This is a genomic window from Rhodococcus spongiicola (assembly GCF_004011835.1).
GTDB lineage: Bacteria > Actinomycetota > Actinomycetes > Mycobacteriales > Mycobacteriaceae > Prescottella > Prescottella spongiicola.
Genome location: NZ_RKLN01000004.1, coordinates 345,169 through 363,388 on the forward strand (window position 1 = coordinate 345,169; position 18,220 = coordinate 363,388).

18 protein-coding genes are annotated in these 18,220 nt (G+C 67.0%); 9 read left to right on the forward strand and 9 right to left on the reverse strand.

Going from position 1 to position 18,220, the window contains the following annotated elements; translation table 11 throughout:
* Positions 1–13 precede the first annotated feature (13 nt).
* Positions 14–1,627, reverse strand: coding sequence for an MFS transporter (locus EF834_RS12990; protein ID WP_127947621.1), 1,614 nt, complete (start codon positions 1,625–1,627; stop codon positions 14–16).
* 124 nt (positions 1,628–1,751) lie between these two features.
* Here EF834_RS12990 and EF834_RS12995 point away from each other — a divergent pair, with 124 nt between their 5' ends.
* Entirely contained in the window at positions 1,752–2,153 is a 402-nt protein-coding gene (locus EF834_RS12995) for a hypothetical protein (protein ID WP_164874129.1), read from the forward strand.
* Positions 2,154–2,181: 28 nt separating this feature from the next.
* Here the strand turns inward: EF834_RS12995 and EF834_RS13000 are convergent, their stop codons facing one another.
* Complete coding sequence (locus EF834_RS13000; RefSeq protein WP_127947623.1) at positions 2,182–3,033, reverse strand: alpha/beta hydrolase; 852 nt, start codon at positions 3,031–3,033, stop codon at positions 2,182–2,184.
* Between the two features lie 261 nt (positions 3,034–3,294).
* Between EF834_RS13000 and EF834_RS13005 the strand changes: the two genes are divergently transcribed.
* A complete protein-coding gene (locus EF834_RS13005) occupies positions 3,295–4,290 on the forward strand; it encodes an NADP-dependent oxidoreductase (protein ID WP_127947624.1) in 996 nt (331 codons plus the stop codon).
* 29 nt (positions 4,291–4,319) lie between these two features.
* On the opposite strand, the gene EF834_RS13010 is transcribed toward EF834_RS13005, so the two are convergent.
* Positions 4,320–5,438: a baeRF11 domain-containing protein gene (locus EF834_RS13010; protein ID WP_127947625.1), complete on the reverse strand. Its 1,119-nt coding sequence runs from the start codon at positions 5,436–5,438 to the stop codon at positions 4,320–4,322.
* Positions 5,439–5,846: 408 nt separating this feature from the next.
* Here EF834_RS13010 and EF834_RS13015 point away from each other — a divergent pair, with 408 nt between their 5' ends.
* Positions 5,847–7,313: a DUF4185 domain-containing protein gene (locus EF834_RS13015; RefSeq protein WP_127947626.1), complete on the forward strand. Its 1,467-nt coding sequence runs from the start codon at positions 5,847–5,849 to the stop codon at positions 7,311–7,313.
* Here the strand turns inward: EF834_RS13015 and EF834_RS13020 are convergent.
* A complete protein-coding gene (locus tag EF834_RS13020; protein ID WP_127947627.1) occupies positions 7,303–7,956 on the reverse strand; it encodes an alpha/beta hydrolase family protein in 654 nt (217 codons plus the stop codon). The two genes, EF834_RS13015 and EF834_RS13020, sit on opposite strands and share 11 nt — an antisense overlap.
* Positions 7,957–7,980: 24 nt before the next feature.
* Between EF834_RS13020 and EF834_RS13025 the strand changes: the two genes are divergently transcribed.
* Complete coding sequence (locus tag EF834_RS13025) at positions 7,981–9,462, forward strand: SDR family oxidoreductase (protein ID WP_127947628.1); 1,482 nt, start codon at positions 7,981–7,983, stop codon at positions 9,460–9,462.
* Between the two features lie 115 nt (positions 9,463–9,577).
* Here the strand turns inward: EF834_RS13025 and EF834_RS13030 are convergent, their stop codons facing one another.
* The 3 genes from EF834_RS13030 to EF834_RS13040 all read right to left on the reverse strand — a co-directional run bounded on the left by EF834_RS13030 (position 9,578) and on the right by EF834_RS13040 (position 12,018).
* Entirely contained in the window at positions 9,578–10,198 is a 621-nt protein-coding gene (locus EF834_RS13030; RefSeq protein WP_235871187.1) for a lipocalin family protein, read from the reverse strand.
* Between the two features lie 163 nt (positions 10,199–10,361).
* Positions 10,362–10,835: an alpha-isopropylmalate synthase regulatory domain-containing protein gene (locus EF834_RS13035; protein ID WP_127947630.1), complete on the reverse strand. Its 474-nt coding sequence runs from the start codon at positions 10,833–10,835 to the stop codon at positions 10,362–10,364.
* A 175-nt stretch (positions 10,836–11,010) separates the two neighbouring features.
* Positions 11,011–12,018, reverse strand: coding sequence for an NAD(P)H-dependent glycerol-3-phosphate dehydrogenase (locus tag EF834_RS13040; protein WP_127947631.1), 1,008 nt, complete (start codon positions 12,016–12,018; stop codon positions 11,011–11,013).
* A gap of 272 nt (positions 12,019–12,290) precedes the next feature.
* Here EF834_RS13040 and EF834_RS13045 point away from each other — a divergent pair, with 272 nt between their 5' ends.
* From EF834_RS13045 to EF834_RS13055, 3 genes are all read left to right on the forward strand, one after another.
* On the forward strand, positions 12,291–13,439 hold the full coding sequence (locus EF834_RS13045) for a cytochrome P450 (protein ID WP_127947632.1): 1,149 nt from the start codon (positions 12,291–12,293) through the stop codon (positions 13,437–13,439).
* 108 nt (positions 13,440–13,547) lie between these two features.
* Positions 13,548–14,693: an alkaline phosphatase family protein gene (locus tag EF834_RS13050; protein ID WP_408014510.1), complete on the forward strand. Its 1,146-nt coding sequence runs from the start codon at positions 13,548–13,550 to the stop codon at positions 14,691–14,693.
* 106 nt (positions 14,694–14,799) lie between these two features.
* Positions 14,800–15,774, forward strand: a complete 975-nt coding sequence (locus tag EF834_RS13055; RefSeq protein ID WP_127947634.1) for an alpha/beta hydrolase fold domain-containing protein — start codon at positions 14,800–14,802, stop codon at positions 15,772–15,774.
* Between the two features lie 43 nt (positions 15,775–15,817).
* Here the strand turns inward: EF834_RS13055 and EF834_RS13060 are convergent, their stop codons facing one another.
* Positions 15,818–16,459: an LON peptidase substrate-binding domain-containing protein gene (locus EF834_RS13060; RefSeq protein WP_127947740.1), complete on the reverse strand. Its 642-nt coding sequence runs from the start codon at positions 16,457–16,459 to the stop codon at positions 15,818–15,820.
* A 17-nt stretch (positions 16,460–16,476) separates the two neighbouring features.
* On the reverse strand, positions 16,477–16,950 hold the full coding sequence (locus tag EF834_RS13065; RefSeq protein ID WP_127947635.1) for a DUF309 domain-containing protein: 474 nt from the start codon (positions 16,948–16,950) through the stop codon (positions 16,477–16,479).
* A gap of 152 nt (positions 16,951–17,102) precedes the next feature.
* Here EF834_RS13065 and EF834_RS13070 point away from each other — a divergent pair, with 152 nt between their 5' ends.
* A complete protein-coding gene (locus EF834_RS13070) occupies positions 17,103–17,321 on the forward strand; it encodes a hypothetical protein (protein ID WP_127947636.1) in 219 nt (72 codons plus the stop codon).
* 233 nt (positions 17,322–17,554) lie between these two features.
* Positions 17,555–18,208, forward strand: a complete 654-nt coding sequence (locus tag EF834_RS13075) for a HEAT repeat domain-containing protein (protein WP_206615268.1) — start codon at positions 17,555–17,557, stop codon at positions 18,206–18,208.
* Positions 18,209–18,220: the final 12 nt, after the last annotated feature.

Here is an 18,220-nt window from a genome sequence, read left to right on the forward strand (position 1 = left end):
ATGACGGAGGCCGTCAATCGGCACCGGAATGGCCGACCGGAGTGCGTGGAATACGACTGGCGAAGAACAGGGCACCGACGGCCAGAAGCGCCGCCACCGAGAACGCGCCCTGCAGGGCCGTCAGGCGGGCGCTGGAATTCGCCTCGACTACCGCGTCCGTGACCGCCGGGTCCACGGAAGCGTCTTCCAGTGCCGTGCGTAGTTGGGTGTCGCTGAGGAACGGGACGCCGCTGGCGAGGTCGACGGTGGCCTGTTCCTGGACGGACGGAGGGACGCGGGGGTCGTCCTGGATGCCGGCGACGATGGATGCGCTCAGCGTTGCGATCAGCACCGAACCGATCAGTGCGGTGCCGAGGGAGGCGCCGAGATTGGTCGCGGTGTTCTGCAACCCGCCCACCTCGGCGCTGCGCGAATCGGGGACCGCGGACACGGTGACCGCGCCGAGCTGCGACGCGAGGGCGCCGAGTCCGAGTCCCATCAGCAGCATCGGGAGCGCGACGATGCCCGCGTTGGCGCCGGGTTCCATTCCGGCTGCCAGGATGAAGATGCCGACCGTCATCGACGCCAGACCCAGCCGAACGACGCGCTGGGGGTTCGCTCGGGGCCACACCTTCGGGATGCCGACCGCGGCGATCAACAGCGCGACCGACAGCGGCAGCAGTCGTGCGCCTGTCTGGAGTGCGCTGAGCTCGAGCACGACTGACAGGAACAGCGGCACCGTGAAGAAGACCCCGGCCTGGATCATGAACTGCGCGAAGAACATCGACAGTCCGCCGGACAGCTGCCGGTTGCTGAGCAGGCTTGTGTCGAGCAGCGGTTCTCGGCCTCGGCTCGAGAGGTAGCTTTCCCATCTCGTGAAGCCGTAGACGACTACGAGTCCGCCCAGGATCAGCCAGGGCACCGGCGAGAGTCCCAGTAGTTCGGGTGCGCCGGGCCGGCTGCGCAGCCACCCCCATTCCCCCGACCGGAGCACGCCGAAGACCACCAGCCCCAGCCCGATCACCGACAGCACCGATCCGACGATGTCGAGCTGCACCCGCGACGGTGGTGCATCCTCGATCCGCCGGAGTACCAGCAGGATCAGTAGGACCAGGACGACTTCCCCGGCGAAGACGTACCTCCAGGATGCGAACGTCGTGACGGCCCCGCCGACCAGAGGTCCCGCGGCCACCGCGACAGCGCCCGACGCGGCGATCAACCCGTACGCGCCCGGACGTTGTTCGGGAGCGAAGTTGGATGCGACCAGCGCAACGATGGCCGGCATGATCAGCGCAGCCCCCACGCCCTCGAGCAGGGACCATCCGACGAGCAGGACGGTGAGGTTCGGCGCCAACGCGGTAGTGAGCGATCCCGAACCGTAGATGATGAGCCCGACGGCGAACGCCCGCCGCCGTCCGACGATGCTGCCGATCTTGCCGCCGGTGATCATGAGCGTCGCCATGACGAGGGTGTACAGCGTGATGGCGGTCTGGATTCCGGTGATCGTCGTGCCCAGATCGGACGCGACCATCGCCATCGACACGTTCATGACGGAACTGTCGAGGGTCATCAGGAACTGTCCCGCCGACAGCGTCACCAGGACGAGCGCTCCGCCCGTCCCAGCCCGCGACCCGGTGCTTGCCGGCATACCTGATTCAAGCAGGGCTGAGACGCAGGCCGCGACCGATCGATCCAGAAGGCCGCTCTTGTGTCCCAGGGGCGCCTGCCTTTACCGTTCCTTGATATTTATGATCCGTCGGAAGGAATCGCGGATGGCCATGGAGATACGACGCCGGCGCGGGATCGGCGGCCCGTTCGTGCGTGCGTTGGCAGCGTCGCCGATCGTCGTCGCTGGACTGGTGGCGCTCGCCGTGCCGGTAGCCGCGGCACCCAACGAGGTAGACGAGCCGACGTCCACAGCGGTCTCCGACGTCGAGCCCTCAGACGTCGAGCAGGGTGCGCCGGTAGTCGACGCGACCGAAGAGGAATCCACCGAAGAGGAATCCGGAGACGACTGCAGCGGGGCCGGGTTCGGATCGTCCGGGTCTGTCGGGTCGGGGCCGGGTTCGGCGGTGTCGTCCCCGGTGTCGTCGTCGACCTTCGGGTCCGGGTGCGTCGGTTCGGTGATCGGGCTGGACCTGGGTTCCCTGGGCGCTTTCTTCGTCGGTAGCTGACCGAAACGGGTGTTGCGGGCAGGTCCGCTCAGCGCTTGATTGCGGCACCGAAGCCCTTCTCGGCCAACCACTCGAGCACTGTGTCGGCGACCTCCGGCCATCCGTGGTCGACCGTCAGCGAGTGTCCCCGATCGCTGAACACGACATAGTCGTTGTCGGTGCGTGCTTTGCGGTATCGGTGATGCGTGGAGCGGCTCACCGATTCGGGCACGGTGTGGTCCTTGCCGCCGGCGAGGATCAGCAGGGGTCCGCGTTCGACATCGGTGTCGACGTGTGCCGGCGAGTCGGGCTGGAAGTTGGCGAAGGCCGCCTGGAACAGCGGCCGGCCCGGCGACGGAATGGACCAGTGCTCGTACAGCTCGTCGGACTCGCTGCGTTCGAGCGCGTTGCCGAAGCTGTACGCGAACGCGTCCGGGGTCAGGGTGACGCTCCGTTTGGCGTTCGCGGGGTTGCCGAGGACGGGGAACGAGGACCTCAGTTGGGCGTACGGCAGCGCCTTGACACCCTGGATCTGCGCGGAGTCGATTGCGACGGCGGCCGCGGCGACGTCCGCGGCCAGGAGTTTCTGGGCGATCAGGCCGCCGAAGGAGTGCCCGATGACTATCGGTTTCCGGGCAAGCGACGCGATCGCCGCGGCGAAGTGACCGGTGATCTCGTCGATGCCGTTGCCCGCTTGGTCCTCGGCGTGCCCGCGGGTGTCGGCGACGTTCACCGACTCGCCGGGCCACGTGGGAGCGAGAGTTGGGTACCCGGCGGCGCCGAACTTTGCTCGCCACGCGTCCCACGAGGATGCGGCCAGCCACAGCCCGTGGATGAACATGACTGGCGGCACGTCCGATGTCGAGGGGAGCAGGGGCTCGGCAGCGGGGAAATCTGGCATCGGCGAGTCCTTCCGGGGCGCAGTTCGTACCCTGTGCTGATCTCCACGATCCCTGTGCTGTCCTCAGAGATGCGTTCCTGACCGGCGCTGTCGGCGCATTGTCGTCATTTCGATACCGACTGAGATCGACACCGACTGAGATCGACACCGAGTGGTCGACGCCGACCGAGATCTCCGACAGCGTCAGTTTTTTGGTCGTCGTGGGCGCACCTTGGGACGGTGCCCTGGGAATAACAGGTTGCACCCGGTAGTTTTCGGGGAGTGGGGAAGACCGTCGTCGCGAGCGCATTCGGCGGGCCGGAGGTTCTCGAAGTGATCGAGGAAGACCTGCCGGCCCCCGGTCCCGGCCAGGTCGTGGTGGCGATGCGGGCGATCGGTGTCAATCCTGTCGACTACAGGCTCTACAGCGGAGAGTTCGGTGCGGATCCGGCGCTGCTCCCCGTTCGTCCGGGGATGGAGGGATCCGGTGTCGTCGTCGAGGTCGGCCCAGATTCCGAGGAGGTCGAGTCCGAGGAGGTCGAGTCCGAGGAAGCCGATTCTGGGGAGGGCGGCTCAGAGCACCGTGGCGTCCGCGTCGGGGACGAGGTGATCGTCTACACGGGTACCGGTGCGTATGCCGAACGGGTGTTGGTATCGGCGCAGGACGTTCTGCTCAAACCCGAATCGGTGCCGTGGGATTCCGCGGCATGCCTGCTGACCGCAGGTGGCACCGCGGTCGATGCCGTGACCGCGGCGGGAGTCGGGGACGGCGACGTGGTCGTCATATTCGGTGCAGCCGGGGGTGTCGGAGAGGTCGCCGTCCAACTCGCCGCGGCATGGGGCGCGCGCGTGATAGGGGTGGCGCGGGAGAAGCACCACGACTTCCTGCGGACGCTGGGGGCGGTTCCGGTGGCGCCCGGCGAAGGGCTCTCGGAGCGGATCCGAAGGATCGCACCGCGCGGCGTGGACGCCGTGATCGACACCATCGGCGCGGACGAGGTCGTCGATGACTGCCTCGCCCTCGGTGCCGATCTCGAGAGGGTTGTCACCGTTGTCGCGTTCGAACGAGCCGAGCGTGACGGGTTTGTCGCAGTCGGTGTGGGAACCAAGGCCAGTGACTGGAGTCGCCCAGAGACACGCCCGATCCTGGTCGACCTCGCCGGTCGCGGCCTCCTCGACGTATTCGTGGGTAGGAGATTTCCGCTCACCGAGGCAGCGGAAGCACACCGGGCGCTCCAACAGCCGCACCCCCGTGGAAAGTTCGTGCTCGTACCCTGAGACGGCGCCTGCCTAGTTCTCCGCCAACCCTATTCGGCGAACCTCAGGATGGCTGCTGCCGGAACTGCGTCCGGCACGTCGCCGGACCGGACTGCGAGCACCTTCGCGCCGGTCAGCAGGGCGCGCCTGGCGATCTCGTCGACCACTCCGTACTCGTGGTTGTCGTTGAACTCGGACAACGTGACCTTCCCGCTGTCCGGGTCGATCGTGCCGGGCACGACTCCTTCGATGTCGACGAGCAGCGTCTCGATCCGGCCGAACGTCGCCGACCGGGCCACGTCGGAGATCTCCACCTGCGCCCGACCCTTCGACCGCAGGTCGTCGAACTGCTTCCGAGTCTCGGCCAGTTGATGGGCGTAGTAGCCGTCGAGCACCCCGCGGGTAGCCTGCGCGATCAGGGTGTCGCTCATTTCCTCCGGGTTGCCGTGAATGCCCTCGTCAAGGAGATTGTGATAGTTGTTCACCGAGCGGTACAGAGATGCGGTCGGTTCCGCGGCCGCGAGTATCAGCGGGGTCTCTCGTCCGGCCAGGACGCTCCGCAGTGTGTGGTCGATCGCCCGGACGTACTCGTGGACGCGAAGCTTGCGTCCTTCGTCGCCTTGCACTCGTCCGCGCACTCGTCCCGGTGGGGTACGGCCGAGTGATGGAACGCCCGCGTAGCTCGCGGCGTCCTTGGGCAGCCCAGGAACCTCGACGTGGGACGGAGCCTGGTCGGCAGTGACCTCGATCAACCGCACGGACCCCTCGGCGAGGGCCAGGACGAAGGCGGTTTGCGGGAAGGTCACCGCCCGAAGCAGCGGCTTGATGTACAAGCGGTCGCTGGCGATGACACACGATCCGAGTCGGTTGGGTAGCCGATAGCGGCGGACACGATCCGCGGTGGCAAGTACGACGAGGCTGCGTGCCTGGTAGCGCCAGAAGGCCTCGTCCTCGATCAGGTCGTCAAACGCTTGCTCGAATGTCACCCGTTCCTTCGGGTCGTCTATCTGTTCGAGTCCGGACTTGACCTGATTGCTGAATTCGATGCGACTCTTGCCCGGATCCTTGATGTCGTCTTCGGTGGGTGTGTAGATCGAGATGCAGGTCTGGCCCTCCACACCCGCCAGCCGTCGGATCTCGGCGTGACTCGGAATATCGCTGTAGAGCATTCCTCGACCTCCCGGTAGTTGGTCGTCTCTCAGCGTACCTACGAGGGTGTCGTCCGGGGAGGGAGCATATTGGGCTCCCGGGCCTTGTTGGAGACGCCGAAACGTCCACCCTCGGCTCGGAGGTGATCTCGGACCCGCGTACAAGATCGAGCGGTAATGATTTGGGGCAGTTGAGACTTGGAGGCAAGGAGGCAGTTCGAAGAGCGGCGGCAACGCTACGGACTGTTCGCTCCGGATGTCCGGAGAGAGGTAATCCGGAAGACCGACGCGGGGGACCACCGACTCCGGTATTCGTTCCGTCGGATCCACCTGGCTCGTGCTGATCTTGATGCTATGTTCCCCCCGACGCAGACGTTGGGCTGCAGACTTTGGACGGAGTACACGTGTATTGACGGATCAGGGGGATCCATGTCGATCAGAAGCACGGCGCTGGCTGCAGTCGCTCTACTCGGATCCGCAGTGATTCCGGGCACCGCCACGGTCGCCTCGGCCGCCCCGCTTCCGAACGGTGCACAGGGCAGCGGGCCCTGTGTGTCCGATCTGTCGCACGATCTCGAACCGATCATTCCCGAGCGCCTCGAGATCCCCGTTCCTTCGCCGGTGATCACCGAGGTGCCGTACCCGGCTCCGGAGCCCCCGACGACCCGGATCGCATCCGAGCCGTTGCCGGCGGACCCCTGCATGGACCCGTGCCCGGACCTGACGGACGCGCCGCCACTGCCGTCGTCGCTGTCGACCGATCTGGGGGTACCGCAGATCGGGCTCAAGCCGGTGCCGTTCTACTTCGGAATCCCGGTTCCCGGGCCCGACCCCGGACCGCTGCCGCCCCCGCCGCCCCCGGTCGACCCCGCCGTCGAACCGGCCCCGCGCACGCCGGCGCCGCCGACGCCGCGGATCGGCCAGGTCGACCGGGTCGCCAAGCTGACCGGCGCCGGGTCCATCAACCGGACCGACAAGCGCTGGCAGGTGCAGGGCACAGACCTCGGCATCATGTGGGAAAGCGCGCCCGGTCAGGTGGCGATCGCGTTCGGCGACACCATCGGCAAGGGATTTCACCCGCCCGGTGGCCAGGGCGGCGATTGGCGCAGCAACGTCCTGGCGTTCAGCACCGACCAGAATCTCTCCGACGGAATGAGTTTCGACTCGATGGTGCAGGACAGCCCGTGTCACGCCGCGGAACTGCTCAGCAGCCGGAAGATGGACAACGTCGAGATCACCACGATCCCGACGTCCGGATTCGCGGTCGGGGACCGGCAGTACATGTCCTACATGTCGATCCGGACGTGGAACAGTATTCCCGGTACGTGGTACACGAACTACGGCGGGATCGCCTACTCCGACGACGGCGGATCGACGTGGGTGAAGGATCCGCACGCTCGCTGGGACAACATCTTCGGCCTCACCAATTTCCAGATCACCTCGATGGTGCCGGCCGGTGACTTCGTGTACATGTTCGGTACCCCCAACACCCGACTCGGGGCCGTCGGACTCGCACGGGTCCCCAAGGACGAGGTACTCAACAAGACCGCGTACCAGTACTGGCAGAACGGGAATTGGACACCTGTGGGCGGGTACACCGCCGCGACGCCGATCGTGCACGGGCCGGTCGCAGAGTTGTCGGTGCGGTATGACGAATCGACCGGCAAGTGGCAGATGTCGTACCTCGACACCGCGAAGTTGGCGATCGTTCTGCGCGAGGCGAATTCGCCTCAGGGCGAGTGGTCCGACGGGGCACCCATGGTGTCGGTGCTGGATTACCCGGAGCTCTACGGTGGATTCATCCATCCGTGGTCACGGGGCAGCGACCTGTACTTCACGATCTCCACATGGTCGGACTACAACGTCTTCCTGATGCGCGCCCGCGTCAACGAATAGCGAACAGGCCCAGCGCAGCGGCGACCGTGCGTTCGACGACGTCGTGGCGGTCGGGTTCGAGTCCGTGACGACCGCCCTCGACGAGCAGCAGTCGGTGCTCGGCCGGGATCAGATCGACGGCGGCACGCATCTCGTCCGGCGTGCCGAACGGGTCGCGGTCGCCGTGGACGAACAGCGAGGGCGTCCGTAGCTGCGGCAGGTGCTCGGTGCGCTGCTTCTCCGGTTTTCCCGGTGCGTGCAGCGGATACGACAGCAGCACAAGGCCATCCGCGACGACCGGCCGCTCGGCGGCCAGCATCGTCGACTGGCGTCCGCCGTACGAGGTTCCTGCGAGGATCGTAGGGCCGTCGGCGAGGTCGCGGATCGCGGCGGCCGCCGCGACGATGCCGTCTCGGTCCTCACCTGCGCGAGCCTGGTTGGGTGGCCCGGATGCCCGCTTCTGCCGGAACGGCAGGTTGTAGCGCAACACCAGCAGGCCATGCCCGGCAAAGCCGGAAGCCATCGCCTGCAACAGCTTTGCGTTGAGGTCACCCCCGGCGCCATGCGTGAGGACGAGTTTCCCCACCGCCTCCCCGGCCGGACGGTGCAGGTAGCCCTGCACGCCGCCGGTATCGATGTCGAACGGTTCGTCCTGCGCGGTCATGAACAGTGAGGTTACCGTGGAGTTGTGCAGGGGCAACGGGTGCTGGTCACCGGGGCCACCGGCTACATCGGTGGTCGCCTGGTGCCCCGCCTGCTGTCGGCCGGCCACGATGTGCGCGTTCTCGCCCGCTCGCCCGAGAAGCTGCTCGACGTCCCTTGGGCCCGGAGCGTCGAAGTCGTGCGTGGTGATCTCGGCGACCCGGATTCGCTGTGTACTGCGACCGTCGGCATCGACGTCGTCTACTACCTCGTGCACTCGATGGGCCATCCGTCCGACTTCATCGAGACCGAGCGGATCGAGGCGTCGAACATGGCGGCGGCGGCCCGGGCGAACGGTGTGGGGCGATTCGTCTACCTCGGCGGCCTGCATCCGGACAACGTCGAACTGTCGCCGCACATGCGGTCGCGTGCGCAGGTCGGCCAAATCCTGATGGACTCCGGTGTTCCGACCCTCGTGCTGCAGGCCGGGGTGGTCATCGGGTCGGGTTCGGCGTCGTTCGAGATGATCCGCCACCTCACGAACCGTCTGCCGGTGATGACGACCCCGAAATGGGTGGACAACCGGATACAGCCGATCGCCGTTCGCGACGTTCTCTACTATCTGGTGCGGGCGGCCGATGCACCGTTGCCGCGCAGCCGTGGCTTCGATATCGGCGGCCCCGACGTCCTCACGTACGGGGACATGATGAAGGTTTACGCCCAGGTCGCGGGTCTGCGGCGTCGGCGGGTGCTGGTGCTCCCGGTGCTCACTCCTCGCCTGGCGGGGCTGTGGATCGGGCTGGTCACGCCGATCCCGGTTCAACTCGGGCGGGCACTGATCGAATCCCTGCACAATGACGCGGTCGCCGCTGACCACGACATCGACGCTGTCATCCCGCCGCCGAAGGACGGTGCGACGCCGTACCGGCAGGCTGTCCGCCTGGCGCTGCGTCAGATCGGCGAGGGTGAGGTGGAGACCAACTGGGCCAGCGCGTCACCGGAGGGTGCGCCGTCGGATCCGTTGCCGTCCGACCCCGATTGGTCGGGAGCGGCCGCCTACATCGACGAGCGCAGCGTCGGTTGTGACGCCGACGCCGAGACTCTGTGGCGGGTTGTGGAGAGTATCGGCGGCGAGAACGGCTGGTATTCCTTTCCTCTCGCGTGGGTTATCCGGGGGTGGCTCGATCGCCTCTTCGGCGGTGTCGGCCTCCGTCGGGGCCGGCGCGACGCCCGTCGTCTCAACACCGGTGACCCACTGGACTTCTGGCGAGTCGAACGGATCGATCGCGGATCGTTGCTGCGGCTGCGGGCCGAGATGCGCACCCCCGGTGGGGCATGGCTCGAATGGCGCGTGAGTCCGGACGGACCGCACCGATCGCGCTTGGACCAGCGGGCGATCTTCTTCCCGAAAGGTCTTGCCGGACAGATCTACTGGTACTCGGTTTTACCGTTCCACGGGATCGTCTTCAAGGGCATGCTCACTAACATCACAGGGGCCGCGGCACGAGAGTACGCGGCCGCCGAGTGAGTCCTGCACCGAGTGAGTCCAACGCCGAGTGAGTCCTGCGCCGAGTGAGTCCAACGCCGAGTGAGTCCTGCGCCGAGTGAGTCCAACGCCGAGTGAGTCCTGCGCCGAGTGAGTCCTACACGGTGCACAGCGGCACGATGTCGGAACGACCGCCCGTGGTGGGGGAGGTGAGCAGCAGGCACGAGTCGTAGCCGCGGGACTCGACGACGCTGCGGATCTGCTGCCACTGCGCATCGCTGACCGCTGGAGTACGGGAGAGCACGAACCCGGAAGCACGGGCCGGATCACCGACCAGGGCCCACGAGTAGTCGTCGGCTATGTAGGTGACAACGTAGTTCGTCGGGCCATCGGGGGATCCTTGAGTGGGAACCGACGGGAAGCTCACGCGTAGTTGGGCGTTGGTCACCGGATCGGTGACGCGGGCATTGCCCGTGACGCCCATGGTCTCGCCTGACCAGGTGGTGCACGTGTTGTTCACGCTGATGTTCGATTCGTCGATCACCTCGTACACCGCGCGGGTGTCGCGGGCGCAGTTGACGTTGAACGGCTGCGGAATCGCCGCGAGCTGATGCCAGGTACCGACATACCGCGCGATGTCCAGTGACGGGACGGGGGCAAGTGGCTGCCAAGGACCTGGGGAATCGGTGGGCTGGGCGGACACGGGGGCAGCGGCGGCGACACCTGCGGCGACCGACGCGGCGAACAACCCGGTGAGGAGCCTTCTCGTGGCAGGCAGCCTTCTCGTGATTGGCCGCCCTCTCGTGATAGGCCGCCTTTTCGTGACAGACATGCGGTCCTCCTGGTAGCTGGTGACAGGAGCCATCGCTTTGTATTCGGAGCCGGCCCGTGCGCGGATGGGGCGGGATCAACTCTCTGCGGCGATCAGTCTTCCGCGGGGGTCAGCTGTGTAGCAGGTTGGCGCCGGCGATGATCGCAGCGAGCGACGACGAGATGCAATCGTCACCGAGGGCCATCGCCCAACGACGGTCTCCGTCGTGGTCGCACAGGACGAATGTGGCGGTGCCCCCCGACGTGCGCTGCTGGTGGAACGAGAGGATCTCGAGCTGGAAACCCGCGTCGTACAGCATCGACGTGAGTGCTGCGATCGGTCCGGTCGCGGTCGCGGACGCCGAGGTGATCGTGTCGCCGAGCGCGAGTGTCGCGGTGTAGGCATTGCGACCGGCGCCGAGGTCGGTGGACTCCCAGCTGCCGAGGCGGACGGGGCCGCCGGTGGGGCTGAAACGCTCGGCGAATTCGGTCCAGCTCAAGCCCTGGGCCTGGGCTCGCATCTCGCGGGGCAGGTGCATAGCGAAATGGTGGAAGAACGGATCGTCGGAGAACGTGGAGGTAGCAAAGGCTTGGGAGGTGCGCATTTTGCGAGGTCTTCCTGAAGTGAAGGAAGGACCGACGGTAGCTAGCTCAATGACCCGCAGCGAGGGGTCGGTCCGAATCAGACCCCGCTACGGCGGTGAACTACTACCTCGATGCGCTGCATGACCGAGGAGTTTAAGCGCGACTTCTCGGCACGCGCAACCCTCGGCCACATCATCACGCGACCTCGTCCTCGCCTCCCGGCTGGACCTTCCGCAGACCCCGATAGGCATCGGCCGGCGTGCGACGGCCCGCGACGACCGCCTCCACCTCGGCGGCGATCGGCATCTCGACGTTGTAATCGCGCGCCAGTTCCATCACCGTCGGCGCCGTCTTGACACCCTCGGCGACCTGCCCGAGCTCCTTGACAGCCTCGTCGACGGTGAGCCCGCGCGCGATGGCCTCGCCGACGCGCCGATTGCGCGACGCCGGGCTCATACATGTCGCGATCAAATCGCCGATACCTGTGAGCCCGGCGAACGTGCGTGGGTTCGCGCCCATCGACTCGCCGAGCCGTGTCATCTCCGCGAGACCGCGCGCGAGCACCATCGCGCGGGTGTTGTCGCCGACGCCGAGGCCGTCGGCCATGCCCGACGCGATCGCGACGATGTTCTTGAGCACCCCGCCGAGTTCGCAGCCGAGAACGTCGGTGTTGCGGTAGACGCGAAAGACCCGCGAGGCGAACAGCGGTTGCAGCGCCGCCGCCACGTCCTCGTCCTGGGTAGCGACGACGGCCGCGGCAGCGAGACCGTCGGCAACCTCACGGGCGATGTTGGGGCCGGCGAGCAGCCCGACGGGATGGCCCGGCAGGCATTCCGAGATGATCTCGGTGGGACGCTGCCGCGTGCCCGGTTCGAGGCCTTTCGAGAGCGAGAGCACCGGCACCCACGCGCGGACCTCGTTGGAGATCTGACTGAGCGTGTCGCGCACCGCGTGCGACGGCACCCCCACAGCGAGGACGTCGGCCTCGTTCGCGGCCTCGAGGATGTCGGACGTGGCCCGCAGGTTGTCGGGCAGCACGTGGTCGCCGAGATAGCGGGAATTGCGGTGCTCGGTGTTGATCTCGTCGGCCGTCTCGGGCCGACGCGACCACAACAGGGTGGGCGTGTTGCGGGCCGCGAGCCCGGCCACCGTGGTGCCCCACGACCCGGAGCCGAGCACCACGACGCGGACTGGTCGGGCCATCAGCGATCACCTCGCACTCGTACGTTGTCTGTGCTGTTGGAGCTGTTGAATTCAGGTTGGCACTCCGCGCCAGTTCACGGTGGTGATTCCGTTGGATGCGCCGACGTGGATGCGCACCGACGTGGATGTGCAAGGACCCACGGGCAGTGACGCGGTGGCAGTGTCCGCGGTGGCAGTCACACGGTGGCAGTCACACGGTGGCACTGTCGAAGCCTCTCGCGTCAAACTGGCCAGGGAACCTATTCCACGATCTGGAGCCGAGGTTCGATCCAGTGCGGCCTACTACGACAATTGACCTGACCGATCCGGCATTCGTCGCTGACCCGTACCCGTACTTCTCGCGGGAGCGCGCCCGTCACCCAGCCGCGTGGCACGAGCAGTCGGGCATGTGGCTGACCTTCGACCATGCGAGCGCGTCGGCGGTGCAGCGTGACCGCCGACTCGGGCGGCTGTGGCGCGACTTCGAGCCGGCGTCGTACCTCGAGCCGTTCAATCTGCTCCATCGCAATCGGATGATGGACAACGAGCCGCCGGCACACACACGGCTGCGGCGTCCGGTGGCGGCGGCGTTCAGCCGCGGTCACGTCGACAGGTTGCGACCGCGGGTGAAGGAACTGGCGGCGTCCCTGTTGGACCAGGTGGACCCGCGCGGTTTCGACGTCATCGGTGAGTACGCGGAGCCGTTGCCGGTCCTCGTCATCGCCGAGCTGCTCGGTGCCCCGGCGGCGATGGTGTCCTCACTGAGGTCGTGGTCGCAGGCCATCGTGCATATGTACGAACCGGCGCCGGACACGGCGGTGGTCGATGCCGCGGTACTGGCAGCACAGGAGTTCGCGGACTACGTGCGGGCGCTGGCCGCCGACCGGCGCGGCAACCCCAGGCAGGATCTGATCTCGGACCTCACCACGACCGAACTCACCGAAGACGAGATCGTTGCCTCGGTGGTCCTGTTGCTGAACGCCGGGCATGAAGCGTCCGTGAACGCTTTCGGCAACGGGCTCGTCGCGATGCTCGGCGCCGGGCAGGTCCCCGCAGAGGCTGTCTCACGGACGGTCGAGGAGATGCTGCGCTTCGACTCGGCACTCCAGCTCTTCGAGCGCACAGCCACCGCTCCGGTCGAATTGGGTGGCATCCGGATCGAGGCCGGCGAGAAAATTGCCGCCATGCTGGGGGCGGCCAACCGCGATCCGACGGTATTCGAGCACGCAGATCGATTCCTGACCGGCCGTGACCCCAACCCGCACCTTGCCTTCGGTGTCGGGGTGCACTTCTGCCTCGGGGCGCCGCTGGCGAGGATGGAACTGGCGGAGTCGCTGACGGCGTTGTTCGACCGGTTCCCCCGGATCGCACTGGCGGGCGACCCGATCTCGCGGGGCACCTTCGTGCTCCGCGGCTACCGCTCGGTGCCTGTGGCGGCATGAGCCGAACTGCTCACCGGCGTGAACTGGGAAACCTCGAAACCGAGCTCGAATCGCGCCTACAGTCGGGTACGAGGCCAGTACATCGAGCAACGATTGCGAGTGCCAGCAGTGTCGAATGACCTTCCGCTGCGTGACGTGTACACCGAGCCCACGCTCGCCGACGTGCTGCCATCGGTGCTCGCGGCATCGGGGGTGCCCGGCGAGGCCAACCAACTGCAGCTGACCGAGGCCGATCGCACGGTCGTGCTGCTGATCGACGGCCTCGGATGGAACCTGCTGCGCAGCAATGTCGATGCAGCCCCTTTCCTCAACAGCGTGGAGGCGCGTCAGATTCGGGCGGGGTTTCCGACCACCACCGCGACATCGCTCGTCTCGTTCGGCACCGGTCTGCCTCCAGGTCGGCACGGCGTCACGGGTTACGTCTCGGACGTCGCCGAGGCGGGCGGAGCGTTCAACTGGCTGCGTTGGCAGCGTGTCGGGGATCGCAGGGACGCGCTGAACAGGGTGGAGCCGGAGCGGATTCAACCTTTCCCGACCGCCTTCGAGCGGGCGACGGCCTCCGGTATCGCCGCGACGACGGTGCTGCCGCGGGACTTCGCGGGTAGTGGGCTCACCCGCGCCGCATTGCGAGGGGCGCGATTCGTCGGCGCCACCGCCTACGGTGACCTGCTGCACTCCACGGTGCACGCCGCGTCGGCCGGTGATCGGACGCTTGTCTACAGCTATCTGGGTGAGATCGACACGCTCGGGCATGTCCACGGACCCGGAAGCGACGCTTGGCTCACGCAACTGACCATCGTCGACCGGCTCGTCGAGGACCTCTTGACCCATCTCGGCCCCGACGTCCGGGTGCTCGTCACCGCCGACCACGGGATGGTTTCCGTCGGCACGTCGGACCGGATCGACTTCGATACGACGGCTGCCCTGTCGGAGGGCGTCGTGGCACTCACCGGTGAGGCGCGTTGCCGGTATGTGCACGCCGAGCCCGGCCACGCCGAGGACGTCCTGCGCCGGTGGCGCGAGGTGCTCGGGGCGCGAGCCTGGGTGGGGACCCGCGACGACGTCGTGGCGTCCGGACTGCTGGGCGCCGATCCGACGCCGGCTGCGCTGCGCCGCATCGGTGACGTCGTGATGGTCGCCGGTGACGGGGTGGCCGTGGTTCGCGGCGAGGCCGAGCCACGGATGTCGATGCTGGTGGGCCAGCACGGTGCCCTCACCGACGACGAAGTACTCATTCCGCTCCTGCAGGTATGACATTGCAGGTCTGACGTGCCGGTAGCTGCGAGGCCGGGCGTCGGACTCTAGGGTGGCCACAAGGCGGGTCGAGCCGCCTCGTGAGCGGATGACGACTGGGGACGGGATGCGAACACGCGAGACGACGATCATCAGGCACTGGAAGGTCAGCTGGCGGGCGTGGTTGGTCTTCTGGATCGCCCGCATCTTCGTCAAACCGCTGTTCAGGTTGTGGCCGGCCACGGACCGTGGACTCGAGACACTCGCGAATCTCGAGAGGCTCGTGGACCGGCTCCCGAGACCGAACGGCGTCACCATCGAGCCGATGACGCTCGGCGGTGTGCCCAGCGAGCGGATCACCAACCACCGCAAGGCCGCAGACTCCCTCGCGGGCGCGACCATCCTGTACTTCCACGGCGGCGGATTCGTGTTCTGCGGCTTGGCCACTCACCGCAACCTGTGCGCGTTGCTGGCCGCGCGGGCCGCGGTCCCGGTGATCTCCGTGGAATACCGGCAGCTTCCCTCCGGCGGCATCGGCACCTCGATCCACGATGCGATGGCCGCTTACCAAGACCTGCTGGGTAAGTGCGAGGACCCGACGAAGATCATCCTGGCCGGTGACTCGGCCGGCGGCTACCTCGCGATGAAGGTCGCCGAACTCGCCGCGTCCCGCGGCATGGTGACGCCCGCCGCGGTGATCGGGTACTCGCCGCTGCTCAACCTGGCGCTCGAGAAGCACGACCCCGACTACATGCGCCGGGACGCGTACCTACCGATAAACAAGGTCGATTCGATCAAGCGTCGCTGGGCAGACGGTCCGGAACCCATCGTCGGTGCCGACTCACCCATCGAGGCAGACCCGAGCCTGTTCCCGCCCGTGTTCTTCAGCGTCGCGCAGTACGAACTCATGCGCCCCGACGTCGAAGCGATGACCGGCATGCTCGAGGATGTCGGACAGTCCGTCGAAACCCACGTGTGGAGCGGCCAGATCCACGCCTACCCGGTGTTCGGCACGGTCCTGAACGAGGCCAAGATGACGATTGCGTTCAGCCTCGATTTCGTCCGGCGCGCACTCGGATACCGGGGGCGGCACTCGGCCTGAGCTTCGTCACTGACGCCAACGAGTTTCTTCGTCTCGCCCGTCGCTATCGCTCCGAGAGCCGGAACTCGGCGATCTCTCGGGCGTTGTCGACCGCGTCGGCAAAGGCCTGGTATCGCTCGTCGGCCATCGCTGCCGCCAGCACTGCGTAGCGGTCCGCGGCACCCATCGGGACCCACGAAGCGATCGCGTACAGATGGTCGCCGGGCCGCTCGAGCACGTCGAGCAGGCTCGGCGGCGCGGGTGGCGGATCCTCCCGCTGTTCGCGGACGCGGTTGAGCACGACGTACAACTCGGTGATCTTGCCGATGAGCTGCTGGAGTTGGCGATCGGAGACCCGCCCGGTCGGGCCCACCGGCCAGACCTCGACCTCCGCGCGGGGGTACGGATCGTCACCGAGCCAGTGCCGCACTCGGATCCGTTCCTCGCCGACGCAGTCGAGCGCGTACCGCCCGTCGCCGATGTCGACGTGCGAGACGATGCGTACGGTGGTGCCGATGTCGTGCCGGACGTCGCCGCCGCCGACCTCGTGGCCGCGTGCGATGAGGACGGTGCCGAACAGCGGGCCTTCGGTCGCGGTCAGGCAGTCACGCACGAGCGCCTGGTATCGGGGCTCGAACACGTGCAGCGGCAGCCGTTCCCCGGGTAGCAGTGTCGAGCCGAGGGGGAACATCGGCATGACGGTCATTTGCTCCGGGTTGGTCATCAGGGCATCCGAAGGCGGGGGACGGGCACCGCGTCCGGCGGCGTGTCGCGGTCCAATTCCGCGATCAGGTGGTCGGCCCAAGCGACCAGACCGGTGATGTCGAGGGCGTGCGGGGGATCCGGCTCGTACGGAACGATTCGGTGCCGGCCCTGGCGCAGCACCGACACCGCGCCGGCGGGGTTGCCGCGCATCTGATGGGTGACCCCGACCGCCAACTGCGCCAGACCCTGCCACAGTCCGCGCTCCTCGTTCGGCGCCTTCTTCCAGGCGGATTCGAGGACTTCGTGCGCGTGGAACGGTAGCTCATGGTCGAGCAGGCGCTGCGCCTCGGTGATCGCCTCGTCGGGGTCGAGGTCCAGGTCGTCGGGGACCGTCGGAAACCCTTCCGCTCCCCACTCGAGTGGCCTGCCCAGGCGATCTCGAGGCCGGGCATTGCGCGGCTTGCCGAGGGTGTCCCGATCACGGTCGGTCATACAGGCAATCTAGTCCCGACTGCAGTCTCACGGGAGGGCCGCAAGACGCTTCGCTGGCACGCCCTCGGGCGGGGCAGGTTGATCAGGACAAGCCGTTCTCTTGCCGAGCAAATCAATCGAGTAGCCTGCGCCCAGGGAGAGGTGGGGGAAGTATGTCTGATTTGATCCACGATTTCGGTGTCGCTGATCGCGGGCAGCGGTTACGCCGGGGGCTGCAGCGGCAGAAGGATCCGCTCCTCCTCATGTCCCTCTCTGTGATACCCGGGCTGATCACGTTCCGGGTGTACGAGTCGATCGCCCTCGTCGTCGTGATCACGGTGTTCACGGCAATCAGCATCGCTGCGGCGGCGGTACTGTTTCGTCCGCGCTGATACTCGACCGAATCGAACACCGACCTCCGACCGGTGGTTCCGCCTGCAAGGGAGTCGCACGAAACCCGTTCTGGTCATAAGCAATCGAGTTGCCCGCTGCGGCATAACGCCAATTGCAAACCACGCAATCAATCGCAAACCACGCGCCGCACAGCCTGGAGTACGGTCCGCGGTTCTGCCACCGAGACTTGACCCTCACACAGTGACAAGGACTCGAATGGCCGGCGAAGGAGGTGGTTGTCTTGAACACAACCAACCACGGTGGGCCGAATGCTCACTTCGTCGACGCTCTGGCCGCTGCCGACCCGACGGTTCGGCTGCGGGCTGCGCTTTCCGTAGGCACGCGTCCCGATCCCCGTCTCATCGAGACTCTCGTCGGTCGGTGCGCCGTCGAGGCGGACTTCTTCGTCCGCGACATGCTCACTTGGGCGTTGTGCCGCCTACCGGCGGAGGCCACGGTCCCGAGACTGGTCGAGGAACTCGGCGCCGACACCGTGCAGGCTCGAAGCCAAGCGCTGCATGCGCTTTCCAAGATCGGGGATCGGCAGGCATGGCCGGCGGTGTCGGCACTTCTGCACGACGAGCACGACGACGTCGCCCGCAGCGCATGGCGGGCCGCCGCGATACTCGTGCCGCCCGGAGACGAGGCCGACCTCGCGGCCGACCTGGCAACCGAGTTCGGACGCGGTGACCAGCACCTGCAGCTCAGCCTGAGTCGTGCGCTGGTCAAGCTCGGGGAGGCCGTCCTCCCGATCGTCGAGACGGCGTCCAGTAGCCCCAATCCGGACATTCGTGCGCATGCCGAGGCCACAGAATGGCTCTACCACCACCCGGACAGCGGGTTCGCCCTGTCGCTCGATATGGCGACCCGCGGCGTGGACGCCTAGAGGAGGAGATGG